We start from the raw sequence: 24,809 nt of genomic DNA on the forward strand, positions 1-24,809 counted from the left end.
AAAAGATGACCGTTTCCCCCGCCAGCCAGGCCGCCTTCTCCATCACTGTACAGCCCAGCGGCCGGGTGTTCACGGCAGACTCCGATGAAACCGTGCTGGCCGCTGGCATCCGCCACGGCATTGGCCTGCCGTATGGCTGCAAAGATGGCGCCTGTGGCTCCTGCAAATGCAAAAAAATCAGTGGCGAGGTAGTACACGGCCCGCACCAGGCCAAGGCCCTGAGTGCCGAAGAAGCAGCGCAAGGCCTGATCCTGACCTGCTGCGCCGTGCCCCAGAGTGATGTGGTGCTCGAATCGCGCCAGGTGACCGAACAAGGCGCCTTGCCGATCAAGAAGATGCCCACCCGCGTAACGACCATGACACGCCTGTCCGATGACGTGATGGTGCTGAACCTGCAGCTGCCGGCCAACGACAGCTTTCTGTACCGGGCGGGCCAGTATGTGGAGTTCATCCTGCGCGATGGCGCACGCCGCAGTTACTCGATGGCGAACACACCGGGCCAAGCCAATGCGCTGGAGCTGCACATTCGCCATATGCCCGGGGGCAAGTTCACCGACCATGTGTTTGGCGCCATGAAGGAAAAAGAAATTCTGCGCATCGAGGGGCCGTTTGGCTCATTCTTTCTGCGCGAGGATTCCGACACGCCCATGGTGTTTCTGGCTTCGGGCACCGGTTTTGCACCGATCAAGGCGCTGCTGGAGCACATGCAGGTCCATGGCATCCAGCGCCCAGTCACCGTCTACTGGGGTGGCCGACGGCCCGCCGATCTGTACATGGACTCCTGGCTCCGGGCCCAGCAGGAAAACATGCCGCAGCTGCGTTATGTGCCCGTGGTGTCGGACGCACAGCCTGAAGATGGCTGGACGGGCCGCACTGGTTTTGTGCACCGTGCGGTGCTGGAGGATCTGCCCGATTTGTCAGGCCACCAAGTCTATGCCTGCGGTGCCCCTGTCGTGGTGGACTCCGCCCGCCGCGACTTCACACAAATGGCAGGGCTGTCGGAAGACGACTTCTTTGCCGATACGTTCACCTCCGAGGCGGACAAAGCCGCCCCGTAGGGCGCGCACCTCGCGATCAGGAACCGGCCGTCGAGGCGCGGTGTTTGCGATCCCGCTTGCCGTTGTGGTTCAAATCGGTTTGGCGGTCGTGTTTTTGCTGGCGCACGTCCTTGCTTTGCGCCTGCTGCAGGTGGCCAATACGCTTGCGTTCCTTGGCCGTGACCACACCGTCCGCAGCCGCATGCGCCTGTGCACGGTCCACCAAAGCATCCTCGCGGTTCAAACGCTTGGTCTCGTGCGGGGTGAGCTGACCGGAGGCCACGCCCTGCTCCACACGTTTTTCCATATTGGCTTCGCGCTGGTCAATCTTAGGGGTCGCCAGTGGGTCTTTGGGCGTACCCTGCGCGAAAACAGCGCCCGAGGCCAACAGCACCAAACTGGTCAACAAAGCATGGACTTTCATCGTGAACTCCTGGGTTGTGCATGGAAAAACTCCATGTGCTTACAACGCAGGCCACGATGCCAGCCATGACATCGGCAATGCAAAGCCAAGTAACAAGGTGTAGCTTGGCAAAATTGCCAAGCTACACCTTGTGGGGGTTCCGGAGCGGACTCCGGAAATTGAAGCGGGCTTACTCGCCGAGGTACGCGGCGCGCACCTTGGGGTCGGTCAACATGTCGGATGCCTTGCCCGTCATGGTGACGATGCCCGACTCCATGACATACCCCCGGTTGGCAATGGACAGGGCGCGGCTGGCGTTTTGCTCCACCAGCAGCACGGTCACGCCCTGGGCGTACACGTCTTTCACCACTTCAAAAATCTTGTCCACCATGATGGGGGACAGTCCCATGGACGGCTCGTCCAGCAGCAGCACCTTGGGGCGGCTCATCAGGGCACGGCCCATGGCCAGCATTTGTTGCTCGCCACCGGACATGGTGCCGGCCAACTGGTCCTTGCGCTCACGCAGGCGCGGGAAGATGGTGAACATTTTTTCCATGTCCGCCGCGATGCCATCCTTGTCGTTGCGGATGTAGGCACCCATCTGCAGGTTCTCGATGATGGTCATGCGGGTGAACACACCGCGACCTTCCGGCACCATCGCCAGGCCTTGTTTGACCAAGTCCCAAGGGCCCTGGCCCTTGATGCTTTTGCCGAGGTATTCGATGTCACCGGCGTTGATGGGCAAGGTGCCCGTGATGGCCTTCATGGTGGTGGTCTTGCCGGCACCGTTGGAGCCGATCAGGGACACCAATTCACCTTCATGGACTTCGAAATCCACACCTTTGACGGCCTGGATGCCGCCATACGAGACCTTCAGGCCTTTAACTTTGAGCAGAGTCTGGGTTGTCATGCGTATTCCTTAGTGGCCGCTCGTGCCCAAGTAGGCCTCAATCACTTTTGCGTTCTTCTGTACTTCGGCAGGGGTGCCCTCGGCAATTTGTTTGCCGTAGTCCAGCACCGTCACGCGGTCGCACAGGCCCATCACCAGCTTCACATCGTGTTCGATCAGCAGGATGGTGCGGTTGTCGTTGCGGATGCGGTCAATCAACTCGCGCAGCATGACCTTTTCGGTGGCGTTCATGCCGGCGGCGGGTTCGTCCAGCGCAATCAGCTGCGGGTCGGTGGCCAGGGCACGGGCGATTTCCAGGCGGCGCTGGTCACCATAACTCAGCGTGCGGGCCTTGTAGTCGGCAAACTTGCCAATGCCCACGTAGTCCAGCAGCTCTTGCGCGCGCTTGGCAATGGCCAACTCTTCGGCCTTGAAGCCGGGGGTGCGAAACACGGCGCCCAGCAAGCCGGAGTGGGTGCGGATGTGGCGACCCACCATCACGTTTTCCAGCGCCGTCATTTCAGCGAACAAACGGATGTTCTGGAAGGTGCGGGCAATACCGGCTTTGGCCACGGTGTGCACCGCGGTGGGCTGGTAGGCCTTACCAGCCAACTCGAAGCTGCCGCTGTCGGGGGTGTAGAGCCCCGTCAGCACGTTGAAGAAGGTAGTCTTGCCGGCGCCGTTGGGGCCGATCAGGCCATACACCTGGCCACGTTCAATTTTGATGCCGACATCGCTCAGGGCTTGCAAACCACCAAACCGCTTGGAAACGCCGGAGACGTTAAGTACTGTATCTGTCATGTTGGATTCCATTCAGTGAAGGGCAGCCGCGTGCGCATGCGCTGGGCTGCCCTGCAAGATTCAGGTTTTGGCGCTTTGCAAAGACTTGCCGTGCTCTGGCGCAGGCCACAAGCCGCGCGGGCGCAGCAGCATCACGCTGATCATGGCCAAGGCGATGAGCAGCTGGCGCAGGATGGAGGCATCCAGACGGCCACCGGTCATGGCTTGCAAAGGACCGGCCACATAACGCAGCACTTCAGGCAAGGCGGAAAGCAGGATGGCGCCCAGAATGACACCAGGCAAATGGCCCACGCCGCCCAGCACCACCATGGCCACAATCATCACCGACTCCATCAGGCTGAAGGACTCAGGCGAGATGAAACCCTGGAAGGCAGCGAACATGGCACCCGACACACCACCGAAGGTGGCGCCCATGCCGAAAGCCAGCAGCTTGGCGTTGCGGGTGTTGATGCCCATGGCCTTGGCGGCAATTTCGTCTTCACGGATCGCCATCCAGGCGCGGCCTACGCGGGACAGCTCCAGGCGGTGGCAGATGATCACGCTAACCACCACCAGGGTGAGGAACAGGTAGTAATACAGCGTGACAGAGGACAGCTCAAAGCCGGCAATGTTGAGCCGCTTGCCCAGGCTGATGCCAAAAAACTGGATCGCGTCGATCTGGCCAATGCCTTTGGGGCCGTTGGTGATGTTGACGGGGTGGTCCAGGTTGTTCAGGAACACGCGGATGATTTCACCAAAACCCAGGGTCACGATAGCCAGGTAGTCACCACGCAAGCGCAAGGTGGGCGCACCCAGCAAGATGCCCAGCACCCCCGCCAAGGCCGCCGCTAGCGGAATCACGACCCACAGCGGAGTGTGCAGCCCGTTGGGGAACATGGCGGCAATAATGGGGAAGGTTTCTGGCAAATGGGGCGATGCCATCAGGCCAAACATATAGGCACCAATGGCGAAAAATGCCACGTAACCCAAGTCCAGCAGACCGGCGTAGCCGACCACGATGTTCAGGCCCAGGGATAGCAGCACAAACAGCAGCGCCATGTCGGCAATACGCACCCAGGCGTTGCCAAAGCCTTGCAGCACCAGTGGCAGGATCAGCAAGCCTGCTGCAGCCACCAGCATGGTAATCAGTCGTTTTTGAGAATTCATGTGTTGGGTCTCCTTAGGCGCGATCGGCTACACGCTCACCCAGCAAGCCGGAGGGGCGCAGTGTCAACACGATGATCAGAACAACAAAAGCAAAGATGTCGGAGTAATGGCTGCCCAGCACGCCGCCGGTCAGGGCGCCGATGTAACCGGCGCCGATGGACTCGATCAGGCCCAGCAAAATGGCACCGACCACGGCACCCGCCAGGTTGCCGATGCCACCAAACACCGCAGCAGTAAAGGCCTTCAGGCCTGGCAAGAAGCCCATGGCATGTTGTGCGGTACCGTAATTGGAGGCGTACATCACACCGGCAATGGCGGCCAACACGGCACCAATGATGAAGGTGGCAGAAATCACCATGTCAGGTTTCACACCCATCAGACCCGCGACGCGGGGATTCTCAGCGGTAGCGCGCATGGCACGACCCAGCTTGGTGTAGTTCACCAGCCACATCAGCAACGCCAGGGACACAGCCGTTACGCCTAGGATCATGACTTGCGTTGGAGTGATCACCGCGCCGGCAATGTCAATGGGGGTGTTGGGCAACAGCGTGGGATAGGACTTGTAGTTGGGCTTCCAGATGATCATGGCCAGCGTTTGCAGCAAGATAGACATGCCGATGGCAGTGATCAGGGGGGCCAGTTTGGGACTGTTGCGCAGGGGGCGGTAAGCCACCTTCTCAATCACAAAGTTCAGCGTAGCAGCAACCACGCAGGCAATGATGAGGGCCAGGAAAAGGATGATGAAGCCGGGGGTACCGGGCATCGCATCCTGCATGAGACCAATCATGGTCCAACTGGTGAGGGCTCCTACCATCACCACTTCGCCGTGGGCAAAGTTGATCAGGTTGATGATGCCGTACACCATCGTGTAGCCCAGCGCGATGAGCGCATACATGCTACCCAACACCAGACCGTTGATGATCTGCTGTATCAAAATATCCATAGAAAACTCCGTTGTTCTTGGGTGCGAACGGCATGGCCGTTAACACTGGTGGCGTTAGACCATCGAAAGCAATAAGCCTGCCACGTCAGGTTCACTGGCGGTGCAGGCCAAAGCAGTGCCGCGATTCTAGCGAGGTCGCGTTGGGGGGTCTCGGGGCTGCGGGGTGGGTTTACCCTTGAGTGCCATGCCGATTTGGCAACTCATGCCGCATTTCATGCACTATTAGTTTTTCTTCTGATTGCGTGTTTTCAGCTCGCGCAGCTTCTCACCAATACGAATCTCCAGCCCCCGCTCGACCGGTCGGTAAAACTGCGTATCAGCCATGCCATCCGGCAGGTACTGCTCACCCGCAGCAAAGCCACCTTCTTCGTCATGCGCGTAGCGGTAGCCCTTGCCGTAGTCCAGCTCTTTCATGAGTTTGGTGGGGGCGTTGCGCAAATGCATGGGCACCGGGCGGGTACCGTCTTTCTTCACAAACGCCTTGGCTTCGTTGAAGGCTTTGTAGACGGCGTTCGATTTAGGGGCCACTGCCAAATAAATCACGCACTCGGCCAGGGCCAGTTCACCTTCGGGACTGCCCAGGCGCTCGTACACATCGGCCGCATCCAGCGCCATGCGCAACGCGCGCGGGTCGGCCAGGCCAATGTCTTCGGCCGCCATGCGAATCAGGCGGCGTGCCATGTAGCGCGGGTCGGCCCCGCCATCCAGCATGCGCACCAACCAGTAGAGCGAGGCATCCGGGTCTGATCCGCGCACGCTTTTGTGCAAGGCCGAGATAGTGTCGTAAAACTGCTCGCCACCCTTGTCGTAGCGGCGCATGCGCTCGCCCAGCACCTTCAGCAGCCAGACATCGGTGATCTCTCCCACCTTCTCCTGCACCGCAGCCACCGCCAGCGTCTCCAGCGTGTTGAGCAGGCGCCGGGCATCGCCATCGGCGTAGGCGATGAGTCGATCAGTCGCTATGGTTTCGATAGCTGGTAGCGCAGACTGCGCCTGGGCTCGGGTTACTATTTGCTTTAAATTGTCGGCATCCAGGGGCTGCAGCACATAAACCGCGGCGCGCGACAGCAAGGCCGAGTTCACCTCGAACGAGGGGTTCTCGGTGGTGGCGCCGATGAAGGTGAACAAGCCGCTTTCCACATGCGGCAAAAACGCATCTTGCTGGCTTTTGTTGAAGCGGTGCACCTCATCCACAAACACAATGGTGCGGCGTTGCTCCAGCCCGTCACGTGCCAGCAGGGCCTGCTCCACCGCCTCGCGGATGTCTTTGATGCCGCCCAGCACGGCGCTGATGGTGATGAACTGTGCGTCGAACGCATCGGCCATAAGCCGCGCAATCGTGGTCTTGCCGACACCGGGTGGCCCCCAGAGGATGCAGCTGTGCGGCTGGCCTGACTCAAACGCCAGGCGCAGCGCCATGCCATCACCCAGCAAGTGCTGCTGACCAATCACCTCGCCCAACGTCTTGGGGCGCAGCAGCTCGGCCAGGGGTTGGTGTTTGGATGGCGAAGGTGCCATGGGACCGGGGGGCTAGTTGTTTACTGCCGCACCACATCCGCACCCACCGGGGGCTTGAATGTGAAGGCGCCGGCGTCTAGCGCCGCGTTGGGTTGGAAGCCCACAAAGCTCAGCACCGAGCGCTGGCCAAAGCTGTCCAGGATCTCCAGCACCGCCAATTGGTCCTGTTTAAAGCCCACACGCACCTGCTGCAGTTGGCTGTCTTTGGCTGTGGGCGTGCCTTGCACCCACTGCAGGCCGTCTTTGTCGGGCGCGTCGGCCAGCGCGAAGTCGGCTTGCAAGGCTTTCAAATCGGGTGCCGCCGCAATCAGCGCGGCGGGCGTGGAGCCCAGCGCGGACGACTGTTTGCGCGCCGTGACCTGGTTCAGGTCCACATCAAACAGCCACAGCGTCTGGCCATCGGCCACGATGGTTTGTTCGAACGGTTTTTTGTAGACGAACTTGAACCGGCTAGGCCGCGCAAATTCAAAACTACCACTGGACACCTTGTTGCGCGCGACCTGCCCCTCCTTGGCGGGGGACGTCACCACCTGGGAGAACTCGGCCTTGCCACTTTTCACCGTCCTCACGAAGGTTTCCAAGCTTTCCAGGCCTCCAGCCCTCGCCGATATTGCGCAAGCAGCTATCAAAAGAAGAGCAATTTGTTTGATCATGGTCTACTCAGTTGGGGTCAGAGCACGTGTGCTGCGCACAGTGGTCTGATCCACAAGTTATTCGGAACGGGCCGGCACCAAAATCTCACGCTGGCCGCTGCCACTCATGGAACTCACCAGTCCGGCTTTTTCCATGTCTTCCACCAGCCGCGCGGCGCGGTTGTAGCCAATCTTCAGATGGCGCTGCACCAGCGAGATACTGGCCTTGCGGTTTTTCAGCACCACTTCCACGGCCTGGTCGTACATCGGGTCTTTCTCGCCGCTGGCGTCGCCACCACCGCCCTCGCCGTCTTCACCATCCACCGTGCCACCTTCCAGCACGCCTTCGATGTAGTCAGGCTCGCCTTGGCTCTTTAGATAACTCACAACGCGGTGCACCTCTTCGTCGCTGACAAACGCGCCGTGTACACGCACGGGCAGACCGGTACCGCTGGGCATGTAAAGCATGTCGCCCATGCCCAGCAAGGCTTCAGCGCCCATTTGGTCGAGGATGGTGCGGCTATCGATCTTGCTGCTGACCTGAAAGGCGATACGCGTGGGAATGTTGGCCTTGATCAGGCCGGTGATCACATCCACGCTGGGGCGCTGTGTGGCCAAAATCAGGTGGATGCCCGCCGCGCGCGCCTTCTGCGCCAGGCGCGCGATCAGCTCTTCAATCTTCTTGCCCACCACCATCATCAGGTCGGCCAACTCGTCGATCACCACCACGATGTGCGGCAGGCGGTTCAGCGGCTCGGGGCTCTCGGGCGTCAGGCTAAAAGGGTTGTAGATGAACTCGCCCTTGGCCTTGGCATCGTCAATCTTGACGTTGTAACCCGCCAGGTTGCGCACGCCCATCTTGCTCATGAGCTTGTAGCGCTTTTCCATCTCGGCCACGCACCAGTTCAGGCCGTGCGCGGCCTGGCGCATATCAGTCACCACGGGCGCCAGCAGGTGCGGAATGCCTTCGTACACCGACATTTCCAGCATCTTGGGGTCGATCATCAAGAGGCGCACATCGCGCGCTTCGGCCTTGTAGAGCAGCGACAGAATCATCGCGTTGATACCGACCGATTTACCGGAACCGGTCGTACCCGCCACCAACACGTGCGGCATCTTGGCCAGATCGGCCACCACGGGGTTGCCGATGATGTCCTTGCCCAGACCCATGGTCAGCATGGACTTGGCCTCGTTGTAGACCTGCGATCCCAAAATCTCAGAGAGCTTGATGCTCTGGCGCTTGGCGTTGGGCAATTCCAGCGCCATGTAGTTTTTGCCGGGGATGGTTTCCACCACGCGGATAGAAACAAGACTGAGCGAACGCGCCAAGTCCTTGGCCAGGCCCACAATCTGCGAGCCCTTCACGCCTGTGGCAGGCTCGATCTCGTAGCGCGTGATCACCGGACCGGGTTGGGCCAGCACCACCCGCACTTCGACGCCGAAGTCTTTGAGCTTTTTCTCGATCATGCGGCTGGTCATTTCCAGCGTCTCGGGCGCCACGGTTTCCTGGCGCAGTTGCGCACCGTCCAGCAAATCGACCTGCGGCAGCTTGCTGTCGGGCATTTCGGTGAACAACGGCTTCTGCCGTTCCTTGGCCACGCGCTCGCTGCGCGGCAGCTCCACGATCACGGGCTCAATCAGCACCGGCGTGGGGTGGTGAATTTCTTCTTCCTCGCGCTCTTCCAGGAACACCTCTTCGCGCTCGCGCACGGCCAATTGGCCCAGCTCACGGTCCTGGGCCTCCTCGCGCTTCTCACGACGAGACTCCAACAGCGAATCCAGCCGAGCACCAATGCGCTCCGCCGTACGCGTCCAGGAGAAACCAAACACCATCGCCGACCCCAACACTCCCAGCGCAATTGCCACCAAACCCGCACCTGCAAAGCCCAACCAGCGCAACGCCCAGGGTCCCACGAGTTGCCCTAGCGCACCACCACTGCTGCCTGGCAAAAATGCTTCCAGGCGGTACAGGCGGGCCCACTCCAGTGAGGTGCTGGCACACAGCAGCAGCAGCAAACCCACACCGACAATCCAGGCGCCGTGTTTGGCAAGCCCCGGAACCGGGGCATTCGCCCCCTCACCGCGCAAACGGCTGGCCAGCAGGGACAACCAGACGCGCCAACCGGCAGCCACACACCACCAGACCGAAAAGCCCAACACAAAGTAGCTCACATCAGCCATCCAGGCGCCTAATCGACCCACCTGGTTATGCATGGCCATGCCGGTACCCGAGGTAGACCAGGCTGGGTCCTGAGGCGAATAGCTCAAGAGGGCAATCACCCACAGCAGCAAGGCGATAAACCCCGCGACCAAGGCGATTTCATTGACGAAGCGCACAGCCCCCGAGGGCGGGCCGGACGCCTCTTGCGAAGCAGAATTCAAGGTATGGAGTGAATAGGTCATTTCGTTCGCTGGTACTTCACCAGCTGCTACCAATAGGGAGGCGGCTTACCGCGGCTTGGAGCGACGCTCCCAGACACGCAAGCCACCTTCTTTGAGCGTTTGCACAAAGCCCTGCTCTTCAAAATCCTTCATAACACGGCTCACCATTTCGCGGGAGGCCCCCACCATCTTGGCCAGATCCAGGCGCGATATTTTTTCGCGAATCAGCAACTCGCCATGCTCGTTGGGCTCGGCGGTGTCCAGCAGCACGTTCGCCACACGTCCATAGACCCCCATCAGCGCCAGCGAGACGATTTTTTGGTCAGCATTGCGCAGGCGTTGCACCAGACCGCGCATGACCGCAGAGGCGATGGCCGTGTTTTCGCTGACGCAGCGCGTGAAATCGTCGCGCCCCAGCACCAGCACATCCATTTGCGTATCAGCCACCACGGTCGCCGAATGCGCCTCGTTGTCAATCAGGCTCATCTCGCCAATATAGTCGCCGGCTTTGAGCGTGGCCACAATCACTTCACGGGCCTTGCTGTCGGTCATGACCACATGCGCCCGCCCTGCCAATATGAGGAACAGGGCATTCGAATTCTTCCCCTGCTCCACCACATTGGAGCCCCGCTTGATGCGCTCCTTGGCCACATTGGCGGCCAGGGAGTCGACTTGTGCAGGGGTGAGCATGGCAAACAGCGGCACCCTGCGTATCAATTCCTGGTTACTCAGCATTGCCATTGGTCTGGTCCCTGAATTTTGAATGCCGGTTTCTTACAATCGAACGGTTCGATACAACGCAGTCCCTTGATTCACCAAGGGCCGCACCGAAATGTACACGGCCAGCCACCCGGCTTTCCGACCACAAAGGTTACAACATGTCCTCTACCAAACACGCCAAGGTCCTGATCTTGGGATCTGGCCCCGCAGGCTACACCGCAGCGGTCTATGCCGCCCGCGCCAACCTCAATCCCGTGCTGATCACCGGCATGGCCCAAGGTGGCCAGCTCATGACCACCACCGAAGTGGACAACTGGCCTGCCGACGTGCACGGCGTGCAGGGCCCCGAGCTGATGCAGCGCTTTCTGGAGCACGCCGAGCGCTTCAAAACCGAGGTGGTGTTTGACCACATTGGCGCCGTGGACCTGTCCAAGCGGCCCTTCACCCTGACCGGCGACAGCGGCACCTACACCTGCGATTCGCTGATCATCTCTACCGGCGCCTCTGCCAAATACCTGGGCCTGCCGTCCGAGACGGCCTTTATGGGCCGCGGCGTGTCCGGCTGCGCCACCTGCGACGGCTTCTTCTACCGCAACGAGATCTGCTGCGTGGTGGGCGGTGGCAACACTGCTGTGGAAGAAGCGCTGTACCTCTCCAACATCGCCAGCAAGGTCTACCTGGTGCACCGCCGCGACAAGTTCAAGGCCGAGCCTATTCTGGTGGACAAGCTGATGGAAAAGGTCGCCGCGGGCAAGATTGAGCTGAAAACCTTCCAAACCCTGGACGAAGTGCTGGGTGACGCCTCTGGCGTAACCGGCATCCGCCTCAAGAGCACCACCGACGGAACCACCGAAGACATCACGCTCAAGGGTTGTTTCATCGCCATCGGCCACTCGCCCAACACTGACATCTTCCAGGGCCAGTTGGAGCTGGAAAACGGCTACATCGTGACCCAGGGCGGCCTGAAAGGCTTTGCCACACAAACCAGCATCCCCGGCGTGTTTGCCGCCGGTGACGTGCAGGACCATGTGTACCGCCAGGCCATCACCAGCGCCGGTACGGGCTGCATGGCAGCCCTGGACGCCCAGCGTTTCCTGGAACAAGACTGAGCCATTTGCGCCCTCCGGGCCAAAACCGCTATAATCCAAGGCTTTGCTGAGTTCGCCCCGTGAGGGGCCTGCCTTTCTCGGGCGCTCTGTGAGTTCCGCCAATGACCTTGGCGGGGGGTTACCGCCACCCTTTTTCATGGCGAGGTGAGGTTTGAGCGAGATCGGGCAGGTTTGTTTTTCAAGCCGTTTGGATCGTCAGTGAAAACCGTTTATATCGGAGTGTCCACATGGCACGCGTATGTGAAGTAACGGGCAAAGGCCCAATGGTCGGAAACAATGTTTCCCACGCCAACAACAAAACCAAGCGCCGGTTCCTGCCGAACCTGCAATACCGCCGTTTCTGGGTCGAGACTGAAAACCGCTGGGTGCGTCTGCGCATTTCCAACGCCGGTTTGCGTCTGATCGACAAAAACGGTATCGATGTTGTGCTCGCCGATCTGCGCGCACGTGGTCAAGCTTAAGGAGTAGAGCACCATGGCAACCAAAGGCGGACGCGAAAAAATCAAGCTGGAATCCACAGCTGGTACAGGTCACTTCTACACGACCGACAAGAACAAGAAAACCATGCCCGAGAAAATGTTGATCAAGAAATTTGATCCCGTTGCTCGTAAGCATGTGGACTACAAGGAAATGAAGCTGAAGTAATTCAGGTTCTTCCGGTCCCGAAAAAGCCCGCTCTGTGCGGGCTTTTTTACGTCCCGAATTTATGGATAAGCCGTGTGAACTTGAGGCGGCCCTTCTTTCGCCCGCATCAGGCAGGGTTTGTGCGTTTTGCGTAGGTAAAGGAGGAGCCCGAAGGCCGGGGGACACGAAGTAAAGCGCACACCCCGGCGGCTCTGAAGCCCGCAAAAGGCCCCAAGCTGCAAAACAAACACGCGCAAAAAAGCCCGCACAAGGCGGGCTTTTAGGAATCGAGCGGAACGTATTAAACGTGAGCCGCGCGCAGCTTCATGGAGAAGTCACGCAGCGCGGTAATGCCGCTCTCTTCAGCGCGGTGGCACCAGGCTTGCAGATCCTTGGCCAGTTGCTCGCGCGACACATGGGTGTTGAGCCACATCTGGCGCAGCTCTTCGCGCATGGTCACCATCTTGTCCAGCACCGGGGATGCGGCGCGGGCCTGGGCCAGTTGGGGGGCGGCAGCGGCAGGCACCTTTTCTTCATCACGGTGCATCCAGCGCTTGGCGGCTTTCACCACGGCGGCGTCTGCACTACGGGCCTTGACCGACTCGAACTCGTCACGGGCAGCCTGGCGCACGCCCTTGGCGTAAGCAGCCATGATTTCGTAGCGGTTGGCGATCAGCGCTTCCAGGGTCTTCTCGTCCGCCACGGGGCGGATGTCGCCATACGCGGCCTTGGGAGGCGTCTTTTTGACCTTGGCCAAGCCAAGAGCTTGCATGATGCTGATGTACATCCAGCCAATGTCGAACTCGTAAGGCTTGACCGACAGCTTGGCCGAGGTGGGGTAGGTGTGGTGGTTGTTGTGCAACTCTTCACCGGCAATGATGATGCCCCAAGGGGAAATGTTGCGGCTCTGGTCGGCTGCTTCAAAGTTGCGGTAACCCCAGTAGTGGGCGGCGCCATTGATGATGCCAGCGGCGGTAATCGGGGTCCACGCCATTTGCAGGGCCCAAACAGCCAGACCAGCGGCACCGAACAGGAACAGGTCGATGATCATCATCAGGCCCACGCCCTGCCAAGAGTAGCGGGTGTACAGGTTGCGTTCAATCCAGTCATCAGGGGTGCCGTGACCAAAACGGGCCATGGTTTCCTTGTTCTTGGACTCGGCGCGGTACAGCTCGGCACCTTCAAACAGCACTTTCTTGATGCCGTAGACGTGCGGGCTGTGGGGATCTTCGGCCTGCTCGCACTTGGCGTGGTGCTTGCGGTGGATGGCCGCCCACTCCTTGGTCACTTGGCCGGTGGTCAACCACAGCCAGAAACGGAAGAAATGCGATGCGATGGGGTGCAAGTCCAGGGCGCGGTGCGCCTGGTGACGGTGCAGGAACACGGTCACGCTGATCATGGTGACGTGTGTCAGGGCCAGCGTGAACAACACGATTTGCCACCAGGCGATGTTCCACATGCCATGGGCCAGCCACTCAATTGCTGCGTTCAGCACAGCCCAATCAGGTAACAACATAGTCGGTTCAATCTCTCAACGAGGTTTGGTTATTTATGAATCAGGGGCAACGTGCACCCCTGTACACCCCAGATTTTAGGTGCTGCAGTCTTTTTTGGCTAGTTAATTCATCTGCAAGTTAAAAGGTCTTAACTTACGTCAACTATTTCACTTCTTTTCCCAAATAGCCGCAAAGAATCCATCGGTCGCATGCCGATGCGGCCACAGGCGCAGGTAAAGCTGGCCGTCTTCACCACCAGCGCACAGGCTTGGTGCGTTCTCGACCTTCAACCCAGCCAGCACCTCGCCCGCGGGCAGGGCCACAAAGTCGGGGTTGGCCGCCGCAAAGGCTGCGGCAATCGCCTCGTTCTCCTGGGGCAGCACGCTGCAAGTTGCGTACACCAGCCGTCCACCCGACTTCACCATGCGCGCAGCGCTTTGCAGAATGGCGGCCTGCTTGACTGCCATCTCCTCCACAGCTTGGAGGTTTTGGCGCCATTTCAAGTCCGGGTTGCGGCGCAAAGTGCCCATACCGGTACAAGGAGCATCCACCAGCACCCGGTCCATCTTGCCGGACAGGCGTTTCACCCGGTCATCGCGCTCATGGGCGATGGCGGCGGGGTGCACATTGGACAGGCCACTGCGCGCCATGCGGGGCTTGAACGAATCCAGACGATGGGCCGAGGTGTCAAAGGCGTAGAGGCGGCCGGTGCTGCGCATAGCGGCACCGATGGCCAGGGTCTTGCCGCCGGCACCGGCGCAAAAGTCCACCACCATCTCGCCGCGCTTGGCGTCCAGCAACATGGCCAGCAGCTGCGAGCCCTCGTCCTGCACCTCAAAGTCGCCGCGCACAAAGGCTTCGTTCTTGTTCAGTGCGGGTTTGCCCGCAATACGCAAGCCCCAGGGAGAGTAAGGCGTGGGCACGGCCTTGATACCGGTCTGTTGCAGCTCCTTTTGCACATCGGCACGCTTGGCCTTGAAGGTGTTGACGCGCAAATCCAGGCCTGCGCCCAGGTTCAGGTGCTCGACCAGCGGCCAGAACTCGTCGCCCAGCTGCTCCTTGAGCGGCTGCACCAGCCACTCGGGCAGGTTGTGGCGGTGGCGCTCCATCAGATCTTCGGGCTGGACCTTCTCGCACTGGTCCAGCCAGTTTTTCTCTTGGTCGCTCAGGGCGCTGCGCAGAAAGTCGCCCGGGCCGTAGAAACCCAGAATAGCCATGCGGCGCTCTTTGGGGCCACTGCCGCTAGGGGCCAGGTGGTCAAACAACAGCTTTTTGCGCAACACGGTGTAGGCGGTTTCGGCCAGGGTGGCCCGCTCGCGCGGGCCCAGGCCGCGGTTGTCGCGGAAGAAACGCGAGACGATGGCGTCCGCAGGGTGGTCAAATTTAAGGACGAGCCGGACCAATTCGGAACAGGCGTCAAGCAGGGCTTTTGGATGCATAGCCTAGGATTGTCCCATGAGCACTGAAAACCTACCCCCACTAATTAGTACACCGACCGGCCGCTACCGCCACTACAAGGGCATGGAATACCAGGTGCTGGACACTGTGCGCCACAGCGAAACGCTGGAACCCATGACCCTGTACCGTGCGCTGTACGGCGAACAGGGCCTGTGGGTGCGGCCCGCCGCCATGTTTCTGGAAACGGTGGTGATTGCGGGCGTGGCCCAGCCTCGTTTTACCCGGATTGGGGACTAAATTGGCCTCTAGCCCACGTGGAATATGCGCGAGCAGCTCCTAATTCAGGAGCATTTTTGCATCTACCGCTTGGCGAGGCAGCCGCAGCTCGGCCTGCAACCCTCCGCCCACGCGGTTGCGCAGCGTGATGCCACCGCCATGCTGGCGCGCAATGTCACTGGCCGAGGCCAGGCCCAGCCCTACCCCGCCCGTGTTGCGGTTGCGTGAGGCCTCGACCCGGTAAAACGGCTGCAGCACCTGTGCCAGCTCGGCTTCGGGAATGCCGGGGCCGCGGTCCAGCACCGTCACGCGCACGCCTTGCGCGTCTTCGCTCAGCCGCACTTGGGCAGCACCGCCGTAGCGGGCCGCGTTGTCCAGCAGGTTGCTGATGCAGCGGCGCAAGGCGGAGGCTTGGGCCCGTACAGGGGCCAGCGCAACGCTGCCGCCGGATTCAACGGCCACATCGTGGCCCGCCTCCTGCTGGTCTTGCACCAGGCTGTCCACCAGCGCGGCCAGGTCCATCGCCACCCAGGGCTCGGCGTCGGCCGCACCGCGCAGGTAGTCCAGCGTGGCGCGGATCATGGTGTCCATCTCGGCAATGTCCCGGCCAAAGCGCTGGCGCTCCCCTGCATCTTGCAAGGATTCGACGCGCAACGCCAGGCGCGTGAGCGGCGTACGCAGGTCGTGTGATACCGCCGCCACAAACTGGTCGCGATGCTCCAACTGGGCGCGGATGTGCTGCTGCATCTGGTTGAACACGCGTGTGGCTTCGCGACACTCCAGTGTGCCGGCCTCGGGCAGCGGCGCGCGGTGGATGTTGTGGCCCAGCTCACGCGCGGCACCGGCCAGGCGGCGTATGGGGTCGCTGAGCCAACGCGCGCCCACCCAGGCCGCCAGCAGCAATGCGCCCAAGCGCACCGCAATGTCCAACAGCAGGCCCAGCGTGGGCGGGCCCGGAGGGCCGTCGGGAGGCCCAAAATGCGGCGGCGTGGAATTCGGAGGCGCATGCGGTGGTGCCTGGCCTATGCTCCAAGGCGGCGGACTAGAGACCCCCATGGTCTGGGGCGGTGGGGCCATACCGGGCCGCGGGTGCAGCTCAAACATCAGCGTCAGCGCCAGCACATGGCTGGTAACCACGGCCACGCCCAACAACAGTGCCAAGCGGCCAAACAGGCTGTCGGGCACGAGTTTGGCAAGCCAGTTTTTCCGCAGGGCCGCCCCAAACTGCGCCCCCGAGGGGCCGAAGGCTGCGGCTCCAAAGCCACCTGCGTGGCTTTGGACAGCCTGCGGAGCCCAAGCCTCCGGCTGGGCCCGTTCAGCGACCCGCGCAGCGGCGGAGCGTGGGGGCGATGTTCTCAGGCCCGCCACGCCATGCGCCCCTGGACGGATTGCACATTGAACATATAGCCCGCGCCACGCACGGTCTTGATCATGGAAGGCTCGTCCGGGTCGTCGGCCAGCTTTTGCCGCAGGCGCGAGACCAGCAGGTCGATGCTGCGCTCGAACGCATCCATGGCCCGGCCGCGGGCCTGCTCCATGAGCTGGTCGCGGCTGAACAGGCGTCGCGGGGTTTGCAAAAAAGTGGTGAGCAGGCGGAACTCGGCATTGGACAGCGCCACCACCAGCCCCGTGGGCGAGACCAGGTTGCGCGCGTCGCGGTGCAGCTCCCAGCCGTCAAAACACACCACATCGCTGCGCGCCAGAATGGGCGTGCAGTCCTTGTTGCCCGAAGCGCGACGCAGCACCGTGTGGATGCGGGCCACCAGCTCGCGTGGCTCAAACGGCTTGCCCATGTAATCGTCGGCGCCGTTTTCCAGCCCCATGATGCGGTCGAAGGTGGTGGTGCGGGCGGTCAGCATGATGACGGGTATCTGTGAGCGCTCGCGGATCTCGCGCGAGAGCGTGAGCCCGTCGGTGCCGGGCAACATCACGTCCAGCACCACCAGATCCACGTGCTGGCGCGCGAGCTGCTGGCGCATGGTATCGGCATCACAAGCGGTGTGGACCTCGAAATTGAAGCGGGCCAGGTACTCGCCCAGCAGCGCGGTGATGTCGACGTCGTCGTCAACGAGGAGGATGGAGATTTTGGTGCTCATGGGGCGGTCCTGGCAGCCGGGGGGCAGTCCTTGCGGCCGGTCCAGTGTAAAAAAAGCCCCTCCGCCTGAATCCCCGAATTGGCCGGCAAGCGCCCCCCAGTTGCGCGCTTGGGATGGGCTTTTGTACCAGGCTTGGTACACAGACGACAAACCCACGATACCTGCGCTGCCAAGAATCGGTGGCGTCGCTCGGTGTTTTGTTTTCCGGGTGGCAAACCCACCACCATCCAGAAAGGAAGTGACCATGAGCACCATCAGCGGGGTGAGCGGCTCCAGCAATGCCTGGGCTGCCCTGAACACCCAACGCAGCCAGCACCAGGCCAAGATGTTCGCCAAAGTCGACACCGACGGCAGCGGCGGCGTCGACCAGACCGAACTCGGCAGCATGCTGAGCAAGATCAGCGAAAAAACCGGCGCCAGCGTGGGCGACGCTAAAGAGCTATTCACCCAGATGGACAGCAACAGCGACGGCAGCCTCTCCAGCGACGAGCTGGACGCGGGCATGCAGGCCCTGATGCCGCCCCCGCCCAGCACCATGGAGTTTGCCCAGTCGCGCGGCATGGGCGGCAGCGGGGGCAGCCAGGACGACCTGTTTGCCAAGGTGGACACCGACGGGGACGGCTCGGTCAGCCAAGACGAACTCCAGGTGCTGACCGACAAGATCAAAGAAGACACCGGCCAGGACGTGAGCCAGGACTTTGCCAAGCTCGACACCGACGGTGACGGCCAGCTCAGCCAGACCGAATTTGAAGCTGGCCGGCCGCAACCGCCCGAAGGCGGCCAAGCGGCCCAAGGCCCCGGCGGGCCTGGGGGGGCGCGCGGGCCGGGTGGCCCAGGTGGTGCACAGGGTGCCGCCTCCAGCGACACCACTTACGACGCGTTGGACACCAACCAGGACGGCACCGTGTCCGAGGTGGAGCGTATGGTGGGCGAGCTGAAAGAAGCGATTGCCGGGCTGAGCAGCAGCGATGAGGCCAGCAACACCGCCACCAACCAGCAGATTGCCGAACTGGCGCAGAAGATCTATGCCCAGGTAGCCCAGAGCCTGACTGAGACCAGCGCCAGCAACCTCAGCGTTACCGCATGATTTAGGCCTCTAGCCCTTTTGGATTCTGCGCGAGCAGCTCCTGAATTCATAGCAATCACGCGCCGGGCCACAGCCATGTGGACCCGGCGTTGTGCCGTCTTTACCGGTCTTTACACACAGGGCACGAAGGCGAAACCCGTGGCCGGCACCATCAGGGCCATGCCACCTCACCCTTCATCTTTTTTGCACCGCCCACGATTGCGCCACGGTGTTGCAGCCTGCCTGCTGGCCCTGGCCACGCTGGGCAGCCAGGCGGCCACCGCCCTGCCCGACACCCCGCCCCTGCCCGCCAGTTGGTCACAAGCCAGCAGCGCCACGCCCGACAGCCTGGCCCAGTGGTGGGACAAGTTCAACGACACCCAGCTCTCCGCCCTGGTGACCCAGGCGCTGCAGGCCAACCCCAGCCTGCGCAAGGCCGAGGCCGCGCTGCAGCAAGCCCGCGCCCTGCGCGACGCCAAACAGGGCGCCCTGCTGCCCAGCCTAAACGCCAGCGGCTCCGGCCAGCGCAGCCAGACCAATGAACAGGCCGCCACCAACGTCTTCAAGGCCGGGCTGGACGCGAGCTGGGAGCCCGACCTGTTTGGCGGGAAACGCCAAGCCCTGAACGCGACGGAGGCCGATGCCCAGGCCCAACAGGCCACACTGGCCGATGCCCAGGTGTCGCTGGCTGCCGAAGTGGCCCTGGCTTACTTGCAATTGCGTGGCCAACAAAGCCAGCTCGCCATCGCACAAAACAACCTGGCCAGCCAGCAAGAGACCTTACAGCTGACCGACTGGCGCGCACAGGCCGGACTCACTACCAGCTTGGAGGTGGAGCAGGCCCGCACCGCAGTGGAGCAAACCCGCGCCGAGATTCCCACCTTGCAGGCCAGCATGGCCGCCAGCCAGCACAGCCTGGCCGTGCTGACCGGGCAGGCGCCCACCGCGCTGACCGAGCAACTGACCGCAGCCGCCCCCATCCCCGGCGCGCCCGAGCAGCTGGCCCTGGCCTTTCCGGCCGATACCCTGCGCCAGCGCCCCGACATACGTGCCGAAGAAGCCCGCATTGCCGCCGCCCTGGCACGTGTGCAAGTGGCCAATGCCGCGCGTTACCCCAGTTTTTCCATCAGCGGCTCGCTCGGCCTCAGCACCCTCACGCTGGCCGGCCTGACCAATGGCGCCAGCGTGCTCAGCAGCCTGCTGGCCAGTGTTTCCATGCCGGTGTTTGACGGTGGCGCCACGGCAGCCACCTTGCGCGCGCAAGAAGCCGCGCTGGTGCAGGCCCAGGCCAGCTACCAGAGCACGGTGCTCACTGCGCTGCAAGAGGTGGAAGACGCCCTGGCCGCCCTGCGCGGCCACCGTGCGCGCCTGCAGCATCTGCAAAGCGCAGCCACCGCGGCCGAACTGGCCGCCCTGCTGGCCCAGCAGCGTTATGCCAGCGGCCTGATCGACTTCCAAACCGTGCTGACCACGCAACGCACGCTGCTGAGCGCGCAAAACAGCGTAGCCAGCACCCGCACCGACCTGGGCACCGACCATGTGCGCCTGTACAAGGCGCTCGGCGGTGGCTGGCAGCCCACACCCCCCTCTTCCGCAGGACAACCATGAGCTCCGACACCACCCCCATCTCTTCCGCCGTGCCCAGCACCGCCGACATCCAGGCCCTGCTGCACTCCGCCCCCAACCGCCCCTGGTGGCGCCGCCCCGTGGTGCTGACCAGCGTGGCCGCTGTGCTGCTGGCCCTGGGTGCCACCTACGCATTGCAGGCCCGCAGCCAGGCCCAGGCCGCGCCCAGCTATGTGAGCGACACCGTGCAGCGCGGCAACCTGACCCTGAGCGTGTCGGCCAACGGCACGCTGCAGCCCACGCGTTCGGTCAACATCGGCAGCGAGCTCTCGGGCACGGTGCGCAATGTGCTGGTGGACGTGAACGACCGCGTGCGCAAAGGCCAGCTGCTGGTGGAACTGGACACCGCCAAACTCAACGACCAGCTCACCAAAACCCGTGCCACGCTGAGTGCCGCGCAGGCCAAGGTGGCGCAAACCGTGGTCACCGTGAAAGAGGCGCAGGTCAGCCTGGCGCGGCTGGAAGAGGTGTCGCGCCTGTCGGGCGGCAAGGTACCGGCGAAAAGCGAGCTGGATGCCGCCCGCGCCACGCTGGAACGTGCCCAGGCGGACGAGGCCAGCGCCCGTGCCAACGTCACCGAAGCGCAAGCAGGCGCATCGAGTGATGCGACCAACCTGTCCAAAGCGTCGATCCGCTCGCCCATCGACGGTGTAGTGCTCACGCGTACTGTGGAGCCCGGCAACGCCGTGGCCGCCTCGTTACAAGCGGTCACGCTGTTCAGCGTGGCCGAAGACCTGAGCAAGCTGCGCCTGCAGGTGAATGTGGACGAGGCCGACGTGGGCTCGGTGAAGGTGGGCCAGAAGGCCAGCTTCACGGTCAGCGCGTACCCCTCGCGCAAGTTCCCCGCCACCATCACGCGCGTGGCCTACGGCTCCACCACCACCGAAAACGTGGTCACCTACATCACCTACCTGGAGGTGGACAACAGCGACCTCACGCTGCGCCCCGGCATGACGGCCACGGCCACCATCACCGCCACCGAACGCAAAGACGCGCTGCTGGTGCCCAACACCGCGCTGCGCTACAGCCCCAGCACCACGGCCAGCACCGGCAAACCTGCGGCCCAAAGCAGCAGCATTGTGGGCAGCCTGATGCCGCGCATGCCCGGTGGCAGTGGCACCCGCAAAAGCGCGGGCAACGCGGCCACAGGCGGCAGCAAGCAGGTCTGGGTGTTGCGCGACGGCGCCCCGGTGGCGGTACCGGTGCAGACCGGCATCAGCGACGGCCGCATGACCGAAGTCACCGGCGGCGAGCTGACGGCCGATATGCGCGTCATCACCGACCAGCGCAGCGGTGGAGCCAGCAAATGAGCACGGCCGCAACCGTGAACGCTATGGCCCCGCCCCTGATCGAGCTGCGCGGCGTGACCCGCACCTACGGTCAGGGCGCCACCGTGCTGCAGGCGCTCAAGGGCGTGGACCTGCGCATCGAGGCCGGTGACTTTGTCGCCATCATGGGCCCCAGCGGCTCGGGCAAGTCCACCGCGATGAACACGCTGGGCTGCCTGGATACACCCACCACGGGCGAGTACCTGTTCCAAGGTGTGCATGTGGAAACCCTGGGCCGCGACCAGCGCGCCCAGCTGCGCCGCCACTACCTGGGTTTTGTGTTCCAGGGCTTCCATCTGCTGCCGCGCACCAGCGCACAAGAGAACGTGGAGCTGCCCCTGCTCTACCGCGGCGAATCCGCCAGCGCGCGGCGCAAGGCCGCATCACGCGCGTTGGAGCAAGTCGGCCTGCAGGGCCGTGAGCACCACACCCCGGCCGAACTGTCGGGCGGGCAACAGCAGCGCGTGGCGATTGCGCGTGCCATCGTCACCGAGCCCACGGTGCTGCTGGCCGACGAGCCCACCGGCAACCTGGACAGCCAGCGCAGCGCCGAGATCATGGAGCTGCTGCAGGACCTGAACGTGCAGCACGGCATCACGGTGCTCATGGTCACGCACGAGCCCGACATGGCGGCCTATGCCAAGCGCATCGTGCGTTTTGTGGACGGCGTGATCGAGAGTGATGTGGTGAACCCGCACCCGGTGCGGCGCCACGCAGCAAGCCAGGAAGCGGTGCACTGATGTTCCTCAACACGATTTGGCTCGCGCTGCGCTCCATCCGGCGCAACCTGATGCGCTCCTTCCTCACCATCCTGGGCATCGTGATTGGCGTGAGCGCCGTCATCACCATGGTCACGCTGGGCAACGGCGCCACCCAGGCCGTGCAAACGCAAATCTCCAGCCTGGGCACCAACCTGCTGCAGATTCGCCCTGGCCAGCGCATGGGCCCGGGCGCCGGCGGCGGCAGCTCGCCCTCGTTCAAGGAGGTGGATGCCACCGCCATCGCCAGCCAGATCGGCGGCATTGCTGCCGTGGCACCCGAATCGCGCGCCAGCGTGACAGTGGTGGCCAACGGGCGCAACTGGGCATCGAGTGTGGTGGGCAGCAACAATGGCTGGCTCACCACCGGCAACTGGCAACTGAAAGAAGGCCGCGAGTTCAGCGACGACGAATTGCGCGCCGGCTCGGCGGTCTGTGTGATCGGCGAGACCGTGCGCCGCGAGATGTTTGGCAGCACGCCGGCCCTGGGCCAGGCGCTGCGCGTCAAACAGGTGTCCTGCGAGGTGGTGGGCATCCTGGGCTCCAAGGGCCAGGGCAGCTTTGGCAACGACCAAGACGACGTGGTGCTGGTGCCGCTCAAAACCCTGCAACGCCGCATCACCGGCAACACGCGCGTCAACACCCTGCTGGTCTCGATGGCCGAGGGCAGCGACGCCACCCGCATCAAGAGCGGCATCACCCAGCTGCTGCGCGAGCAGCGCAAGCTGGCCGATGGCGTAGAGGACAACTTCAACGTGCTGGACACCAAGCAGCTGGCCGACACGCTCTCGGGCACCACGCAGATCATGACCACGCTGCTGGGCGCCGTGGCCGCCGTGAGCCTGCTGGTGGGTGGCATTGGCGTGATGAACATCATGCTGGTGAGCGTGACCGAGCGCACCCGCGAGATCGGCCTGCGCCTGGCTATTGGTGCGCTGGAGCGCGAGGTGCTGTTGCAGTTCCTGATCGAGGCGGTGGTGCTCGCATCCCTGGGCGGCCTGCTGGGCGTGGCGCTGGCCACCGTGGCCTCGCTGGGCCTGGCCGCACTGATGCAGATTCCCTATACCTTTGACCTCGGGGTCAACCTGATGTCGTTCGCCTTCTCGGCGGCGATTGGGGTGGTATTTGGCTACGTGCCAGCGCGGCGTGCGGCGCAGTTGGACCCGATTGAGGCGCTGCGACACGAATAAACACACGGAAGCACTTTTAAGCAAAAAGTGCCTCTAGCGCTTATAGAACCTGCGCAAGCAGCTCCTATTTCAATAGCAATTCACGCAGCGCCTGCGGATAAATCAGGTGTTCCTGCGTAAGCACGCGCGCCGCCAGGGTGTCGGCGGTGTCGTCGCGCAGCACGGGCACCACGGCCTGCTGCAGGATGGGGCCGTGGTCCAGTTCCGCGGTGACCAAGTGCACCGTGGCACCGGCAAACTTGCAACCGGCCTCGATGGCGCGCTGGTGGGTGTGCAGGCCGGGGAAGGCGGGCAACAGCGAGGGGTGGATGTTGGTGAGGCGGCCGGCGTAGTGCGTGGTGAAGCCGGGTGTGAGGATGCGCATGAAGCCGGCCAGCACCACCAGCACCGGCGCTTCGGGTGTGGTGTGGCTGTCGATCTCGGCCATTAGCGCGGCGTCAAAGGCCTCGCGGCTCTCAAAGGTCTTGTGGTCCAGCACGGCGGTGTCTATGCCCTGCTCTTTGGCAAACACCAAGCCACCGGCCGTGCCTTTGTTGCTGATCACGGCGGCAATACGGGCGCCGAATTGGCGCTCCCAGTCCTCGCGCTGGGCCGCACGCACGATGGCGGCCATGTTGGAGCCGCCGCCAGAGATCAAAATGACGATGTTTTTCATAACTGGCTGAATTATGACCACCCCCGTTCTCTTGACCCCTGTTGAAGCCCGCGTGCTGGCCACGCTGATGGAAAAAGCACGCACCGTGCCCGACAGTTACCCGCTCACCCTGAACAGCCTGCTCTTGGGCTGCAACCAGAAAACCAGCCGCGAGCCGCTGATGGAACTGAGCGAGGCCGAAGTCAGCAGCGCGGTGGACACGCTGCGCGAAGCCGGCCTGGTGCACGAGACCACGGGCGGGCGCACCACCAAGTTCACCCACAACGCCCAGCGCGGCATTGGTGTGCCCGAACAATCGGCCGTGCTGCTGGGCCTGCTGGTGCTGCGCGGCCCGCAAACCTCGGCCGAGCTGCGGCTCAACGCCGAACGCTGGTACCGCTTTGCCGACACCTCGTCGGTGGAGGGTTTTCTGGAAGAAATGCAGGACCGGCGCGAAGAAAAAGGCGGCCCGCTGGTCATCAAGCTGGACCGCGCACCCGGCGCCCGCGAGCAGCGCTGGGCCCACCTGCTGTGCGGGCCGGTGGACGCCAGCGCCGCCGCGGTCAGTCGCATGGCCACGCCTGCCAATGCCGACCTGCAGGCCCGTGTGGCGCAGCTGGAGACTGAGCTGGCCGAGCTGCGCGCCACGGTGCAAAAGCTGTGCGCCGAACTGGGGATGTCACAACCCGGACAACCATAAACGAACGACCGTGCTAAAAACTGTCTTGTAAACGGCC

General features: G+C 62.8%; 25 protein-coding genes. 11 read left to right on the forward strand and 14 right to left on the reverse strand.

Annotation, left to right across the window (positions count from 1 at the left end; translation table 11 throughout):
- The first annotated feature begins 5 nt into the window (after nt 1-5).
- Entirely contained in the window at nt 6-1,058 is a 1,053-nt protein-coding gene (locus AC097A_RS03260) for a CDP-6-deoxy-delta-3,4-glucoseen reductase (protein ID WP_479619733.1), read from the forward strand.
- 16 nt (nt 1,059-1,074) lie between these two features.
- On the opposite strand, the gene AC097A_RS03265 is transcribed toward AC097A_RS03260, so the two are convergent.
- The 9 genes from AC097A_RS03265 to AC097A_RS03305 form a co-directional block, all read right to left on the reverse strand.
- Complete coding sequence (locus tag AC097A_RS03265; RefSeq protein ID WP_479619734.1) at nt 1,075-1,461, reverse strand: hypothetical protein; 387 nt, start codon at nt 1,459-1,461, stop codon at nt 1,075-1,077.
- Nucleotides 1,462-1,630: 169 nt separating this feature from the next.
- The gene (locus AC097A_RS03270) at nt 1,631-2,350 is read right to left on the reverse strand and encodes an ABC transporter ATP-binding protein (RefSeq protein ID WP_105260006.1); all 720 of its coding nucleotides are present in this window, start codon (nt 2,348-2,350) and stop codon (nt 1,631-1,633) included.
- A gap of 9 nt (nt 2,351-2,359) precedes the next feature.
- On the reverse strand, nt 2,360-3,130 hold the full coding sequence (locus tag AC097A_RS03275; protein ID WP_201740780.1) for an ABC transporter ATP-binding protein: 771 nt from the start codon (nt 3,128-3,130) through the stop codon (nt 2,360-2,362).
- A 60-nt stretch (nt 3,131-3,190) separates the two neighbouring features.
- A complete protein-coding gene (locus tag AC097A_RS03280; RefSeq protein WP_201740781.1) occupies nt 3,191-4,276 on the reverse strand; it encodes a branched-chain amino acid ABC transporter permease in 1,086 nt (361 codons plus the stop codon).
- Nucleotides 4,277-4,289: 13 nt separating this feature from the next.
- Complete coding sequence (locus AC097A_RS03285; RefSeq protein WP_105260009.1) at nt 4,290-5,219, reverse strand: branched-chain amino acid ABC transporter permease; 930 nt, start codon at nt 5,217-5,219, stop codon at nt 4,290-4,292.
- A gap of 222 nt (nt 5,220-5,441) precedes the next feature.
- Nucleotides 5,442-6,737, reverse strand: a complete 1,296-nt coding sequence (locus AC097A_RS03290) for a replication-associated recombination protein A (protein WP_479619735.1) — start codon at nt 6,735-6,737, stop codon at nt 5,442-5,444.
- A gap of 20 nt (nt 6,738-6,757) precedes the next feature.
- Nucleotides 6,758-7,390: an outer membrane lipoprotein periplasmic chaperone LolA gene (gene lolA, locus AC097A_RS03295; protein WP_479619736.1), complete on the reverse strand. Its 633-nt coding sequence runs from the start codon at nt 7,388-7,390 to the stop codon at nt 6,758-6,760.
- Nucleotides 7,391-7,447: 57 nt separating this feature from the next.
- On the reverse strand, nt 7,448-9,772 hold the full coding sequence (locus AC097A_RS03300) for a DNA translocase FtsK (RefSeq protein WP_479619737.1): 2,325 nt from the start codon (nt 9,770-9,772) through the stop codon (nt 7,448-7,450).
- A gap of 45 nt (nt 9,773-9,817) precedes the next feature.
- Nucleotides 9,818-10,492, reverse strand: a complete 675-nt coding sequence (locus AC097A_RS03305; RefSeq protein ID WP_105260012.1) for a Crp/Fnr family transcriptional regulator — start codon at nt 10,490-10,492, stop codon at nt 9,818-9,820.
- 137 nt (nt 10,493-10,629) lie between these two features.
- On the opposite strand from AC097A_RS03305, the gene trxB reads away from it, so the two are divergent.
- The 3 genes from trxB (at nt 10,630) to rpmG (ending at nt 12,225) form a co-directional block, all read left to right on the forward strand.
- Nucleotides 10,630-11,580 (forward strand): thioredoxin-disulfide reductase, encoded by a 951-nt coding sequence (trxB, locus tag AC097A_RS03310; RefSeq protein WP_315478595.1) that lies wholly within the window; start codon nt 10,630-10,632, stop codon nt 11,578-11,580.
- 227 nt (nt 11,581-11,807) lie between these two features.
- Nucleotides 11,808-12,041, forward strand: coding sequence for a 50S ribosomal protein L28 (gene rpmB, locus AC097A_RS03315; protein WP_315478596.1), 234 nt, complete (start codon nt 11,808-11,810; stop codon nt 12,039-12,041).
- A gap of 13 nt (nt 12,042-12,054) precedes the next feature.
- Nucleotides 12,055-12,225, forward strand: coding sequence for a 50S ribosomal protein L33 (rpmG, locus tag AC097A_RS03320; protein ID WP_029707149.1), 171 nt, complete (start codon nt 12,055-12,057; stop codon nt 12,223-12,225).
- Between the two features lie 280 nt (nt 12,226-12,505).
- Here the strand turns inward: rpmG and AC097A_RS03325 are convergent, their stop codons facing one another.
- Nucleotides 12,506-13,720, reverse strand: coding sequence for a DesA family fatty acid desaturase (locus tag AC097A_RS03325; RefSeq protein WP_479619738.1), 1,215 nt, complete (start codon nt 13,718-13,720; stop codon nt 12,506-12,508).
- A 147-nt stretch (nt 13,721-13,867) separates the two neighbouring features.
- The gene (locus AC097A_RS03330) at nt 13,868-15,139 is read right to left on the reverse strand and encodes an RsmB/NOP family class I SAM-dependent RNA methyltransferase (RefSeq protein ID WP_479619739.1); all 1,272 of its coding nucleotides are present in this window, start codon (nt 15,137-15,139) and stop codon (nt 13,868-13,870) included.
- A 16-nt stretch (nt 15,140-15,155) separates the two neighbouring features.
- Here AC097A_RS03330 and AC097A_RS03335 point away from each other — a divergent pair, with 16 nt between their 5' ends.
- Nucleotides 15,156-15,395 (forward strand): DUF1653 domain-containing protein, encoded by a 240-nt coding sequence (locus tag AC097A_RS03335; protein ID WP_479619740.1) that lies wholly within the window; start codon nt 15,156-15,158, stop codon nt 15,393-15,395.
- A gap of 39 nt (nt 15,396-15,434) precedes the next feature.
- On the opposite strand, the gene AC097A_RS03340 is transcribed toward AC097A_RS03335, so the two are convergent.
- The gene (locus AC097A_RS03340; protein ID WP_479619741.1) at nt 15,435-16,559 is read right to left on the reverse strand and encodes an ATP-binding protein; all 1,125 of its coding nucleotides are present in this window, start codon (nt 16,557-16,559) and stop codon (nt 15,435-15,437) included.
- Nucleotides 16,560-16,729: 170 nt separating this feature from the next.
- On the reverse strand, nt 16,730-17,470 hold the full coding sequence (locus AC097A_RS03345; protein WP_479619742.1) for a response regulator: 741 nt from the start codon (nt 17,468-17,470) through the stop codon (nt 16,730-16,732).
- A 244-nt stretch (nt 17,471-17,714) separates the two neighbouring features.
- Here AC097A_RS03345 and xopAW point away from each other — a divergent pair, with 244 nt between their 5' ends.
- The 5 genes from xopAW (at nt 17,715) to AC097A_RS03370 (ending at nt 23,438) form a co-directional block, all read left to right on the forward strand.
- A complete protein-coding gene (gene xopAW, locus AC097A_RS03350) occupies nt 17,715-18,557 on the forward strand; it encodes a XopAW family type III secretion system calcium-binding effector (RefSeq protein WP_479619743.1) in 843 nt (280 codons plus the stop codon).
- Between the two features lie 159 nt (nt 18,558-18,716).
- Entirely contained in the window at nt 18,717-20,144 is a 1,428-nt protein-coding gene (locus tag AC097A_RS03355) for an efflux transporter outer membrane subunit (protein WP_479619744.1), read from the forward strand.
- Entirely contained in the window at nt 20,141-21,472 is a 1,332-nt protein-coding gene (locus AC097A_RS03360) for an efflux RND transporter periplasmic adaptor subunit (protein WP_479619745.1), read from the forward strand. The genes AC097A_RS03355 and AC097A_RS03360 overlap by 4 nt, the downstream gene beginning before the upstream one ends.
- Nucleotides 21,469-22,230, forward strand: a complete 762-nt coding sequence (locus tag AC097A_RS03365) for an ABC transporter ATP-binding protein (RefSeq protein WP_479619746.1) — start codon at nt 21,469-21,471, stop codon at nt 22,228-22,230. Before AC097A_RS03360 ends, AC097A_RS03365 begins: the two co-directional genes overlap by 4 nt.
- A complete protein-coding gene (locus AC097A_RS03370) occupies nt 22,230-23,438 on the forward strand; it encodes an ABC transporter permease (RefSeq protein WP_479619747.1) in 1,209 nt (402 codons plus the stop codon). The genes AC097A_RS03365 and AC097A_RS03370 overlap by 1 nt, the downstream gene beginning before the upstream one ends.
- A gap of 64 nt (nt 23,439-23,502) precedes the next feature.
- Here AC097A_RS03370 and purN read toward each other — a convergent pair whose 3' ends face one another.
- Nucleotides 23,503-24,093: a phosphoribosylglycinamide formyltransferase gene (gene purN / locus AC097A_RS03375; protein WP_479619748.1), complete on the reverse strand. Its 591-nt coding sequence runs from the start codon at nt 24,091-24,093 to the stop codon at nt 23,503-23,505.
- 13 nt (nt 24,094-24,106) lie between these two features.
- On the opposite strand from purN, the gene AC097A_RS03380 reads away from it, so the two are divergent.
- Nucleotides 24,107-24,772, forward strand: a complete 666-nt coding sequence (locus tag AC097A_RS03380) for a YceH family protein (RefSeq protein ID WP_479619749.1) — start codon at nt 24,107-24,109, stop codon at nt 24,770-24,772.
- Nucleotides 24,773-24,809: the final 37 nt, after the last annotated feature.

It is taken from the genome of Rhodoferax sp. XS2R6, assembly GCF_056521365.1.

What these genes read in the sequence shown, in the direction of transcription:
- AC097A_RS03260 (WP_479619733.1), top strand. Translation starts at nt 6, where the DNA reads ATGACCGTTTCCCCCGCCAGCCAGGCCGCCTTCTCCATCACTGTACAG.
- AC097A_RS03265 (WP_479619734.1), bottom strand. Translation starts at nt 1,461, where the DNA reads ATGAAAGTCCATGCTTTGTTGACCAGTTTGGTGCTGTTGGCCTCGGGC.
- AC097A_RS03270 (WP_105260006.1), bottom strand. Translation starts at nt 2,350, where the DNA reads ATGACAACCCAGACTCTGCTCAAAGTTAAAGGCCTGAAGGTCTCGTAT.
- AC097A_RS03275 (WP_201740780.1), bottom strand. Translation starts at nt 3,130, where the DNA reads ATGACAGATACAGTACTTAACGTCTCCGGCGTTTCCAAGCGGTTTGGT.
- AC097A_RS03280 (WP_201740781.1), bottom strand. Translation starts at nt 4,276, where the DNA reads ATGAATTCTCAAAAACGACTGATTACCATGCTGGTGGCTGCAGCAGGC.
- AC097A_RS03285 (WP_105260009.1), bottom strand. Translation starts at nt 5,219, where the DNA reads ATGGATATTTTGATACAGCAGATCATCAACGGTCTGGTGTTGGGTAGC.
- AC097A_RS03290 (WP_479619735.1), bottom strand. Translation starts at nt 6,737, where the DNA reads ATGGCACCTTCGCCATCCAAACACCAACCCCTGGCCGAGCTGCTGCGC.
- lolA (WP_479619736.1), bottom strand. Translation starts at nt 7,390, where the DNA reads ATGATCAAACAAATTGCTCTTCTTTTGATAGCTGCTTGCGCAATATCG.
- AC097A_RS03300 (WP_479619737.1), bottom strand. Translation starts at nt 9,772, where the DNA reads ATGACCTATTCACTCCATACCTTGAATTCTGCTTCGCAAGAGGCGTCC.
- AC097A_RS03305 (WP_105260012.1), bottom strand. Translation starts at nt 10,492, where the DNA reads ATGGCAATGCTGAGTAACCAGGAATTGATACGCAGGGTGCCGCTGTTT.
- trxB (WP_315478595.1), top strand. Translation starts at nt 10,630, where the DNA reads ATGTCCTCTACCAAACACGCCAAGGTCCTGATCTTGGGATCTGGCCCC.
- rpmB (WP_315478596.1), top strand. Translation starts at nt 11,808, where the DNA reads ATGGCACGCGTATGTGAAGTAACGGGCAAAGGCCCAATGGTCGGAAAC.
- rpmG (WP_029707149.1), top strand. Translation starts at nt 12,055, where the DNA reads ATGGCAACCAAAGGCGGACGCGAAAAAATCAAGCTGGAATCCACAGCT.
- AC097A_RS03325 (WP_479619738.1), bottom strand. Translation starts at nt 13,720, where the DNA reads ATGTTGTTACCTGATTGGGCTGTGCTGAACGCAGCAATTGAGTGGCTG.
- AC097A_RS03330 (WP_479619739.1), bottom strand. Translation starts at nt 15,139, where the DNA reads ATGCATCCAAAAGCCCTGCTTGACGCCTGTTCCGAATTGGTCCGGCTC.
- AC097A_RS03335 (WP_479619740.1), top strand. Translation starts at nt 15,156, where the DNA reads ATGAGCACTGAAAACCTACCCCCACTAATTAGTACACCGACCGGCCGC.
- AC097A_RS03345 (WP_479619742.1), bottom strand. Translation starts at nt 17,470, where the DNA reads ATGAGCACCAAAATCTCCATCCTCCTCGTTGACGACGACGTCGACATC.
- xopAW (WP_479619743.1), top strand. Translation starts at nt 17,715, where the DNA reads ATGAGCACCATCAGCGGGGTGAGCGGCTCCAGCAATGCCTGGGCTGCC.
- AC097A_RS03355 (WP_479619744.1), top strand. Translation starts at nt 18,717, where the DNA reads ATGCCACCTCACCCTTCATCTTTTTTGCACCGCCCACGATTGCGCCAC.
- AC097A_RS03360 (WP_479619745.1), top strand. Translation starts at nt 20,141, where the DNA reads ATGAGCTCCGACACCACCCCCATCTCTTCCGCCGTGCCCAGCACCGCC.
- AC097A_RS03365 (WP_479619746.1), top strand. Translation starts at nt 21,469, where the DNA reads ATGAGCACGGCCGCAACCGTGAACGCTATGGCCCCGCCCCTGATCGAG.
- AC097A_RS03370 (WP_479619747.1), top strand. Translation starts at nt 22,230, where the DNA reads ATGTTCCTCAACACGATTTGGCTCGCGCTGCGCTCCATCCGGCGCAAC.
- purN (WP_479619748.1), bottom strand. Translation starts at nt 24,093, where the DNA reads ATGAAAAACATCGTCATTTTGATCTCTGGCGGCGGCTCCAACATGGCC.
- AC097A_RS03380 (WP_479619749.1), top strand. Translation starts at nt 24,107, where the DNA reads ATGACCACCCCCGTTCTCTTGACCCCTGTTGAAGCCCGCGTGCTGGCC.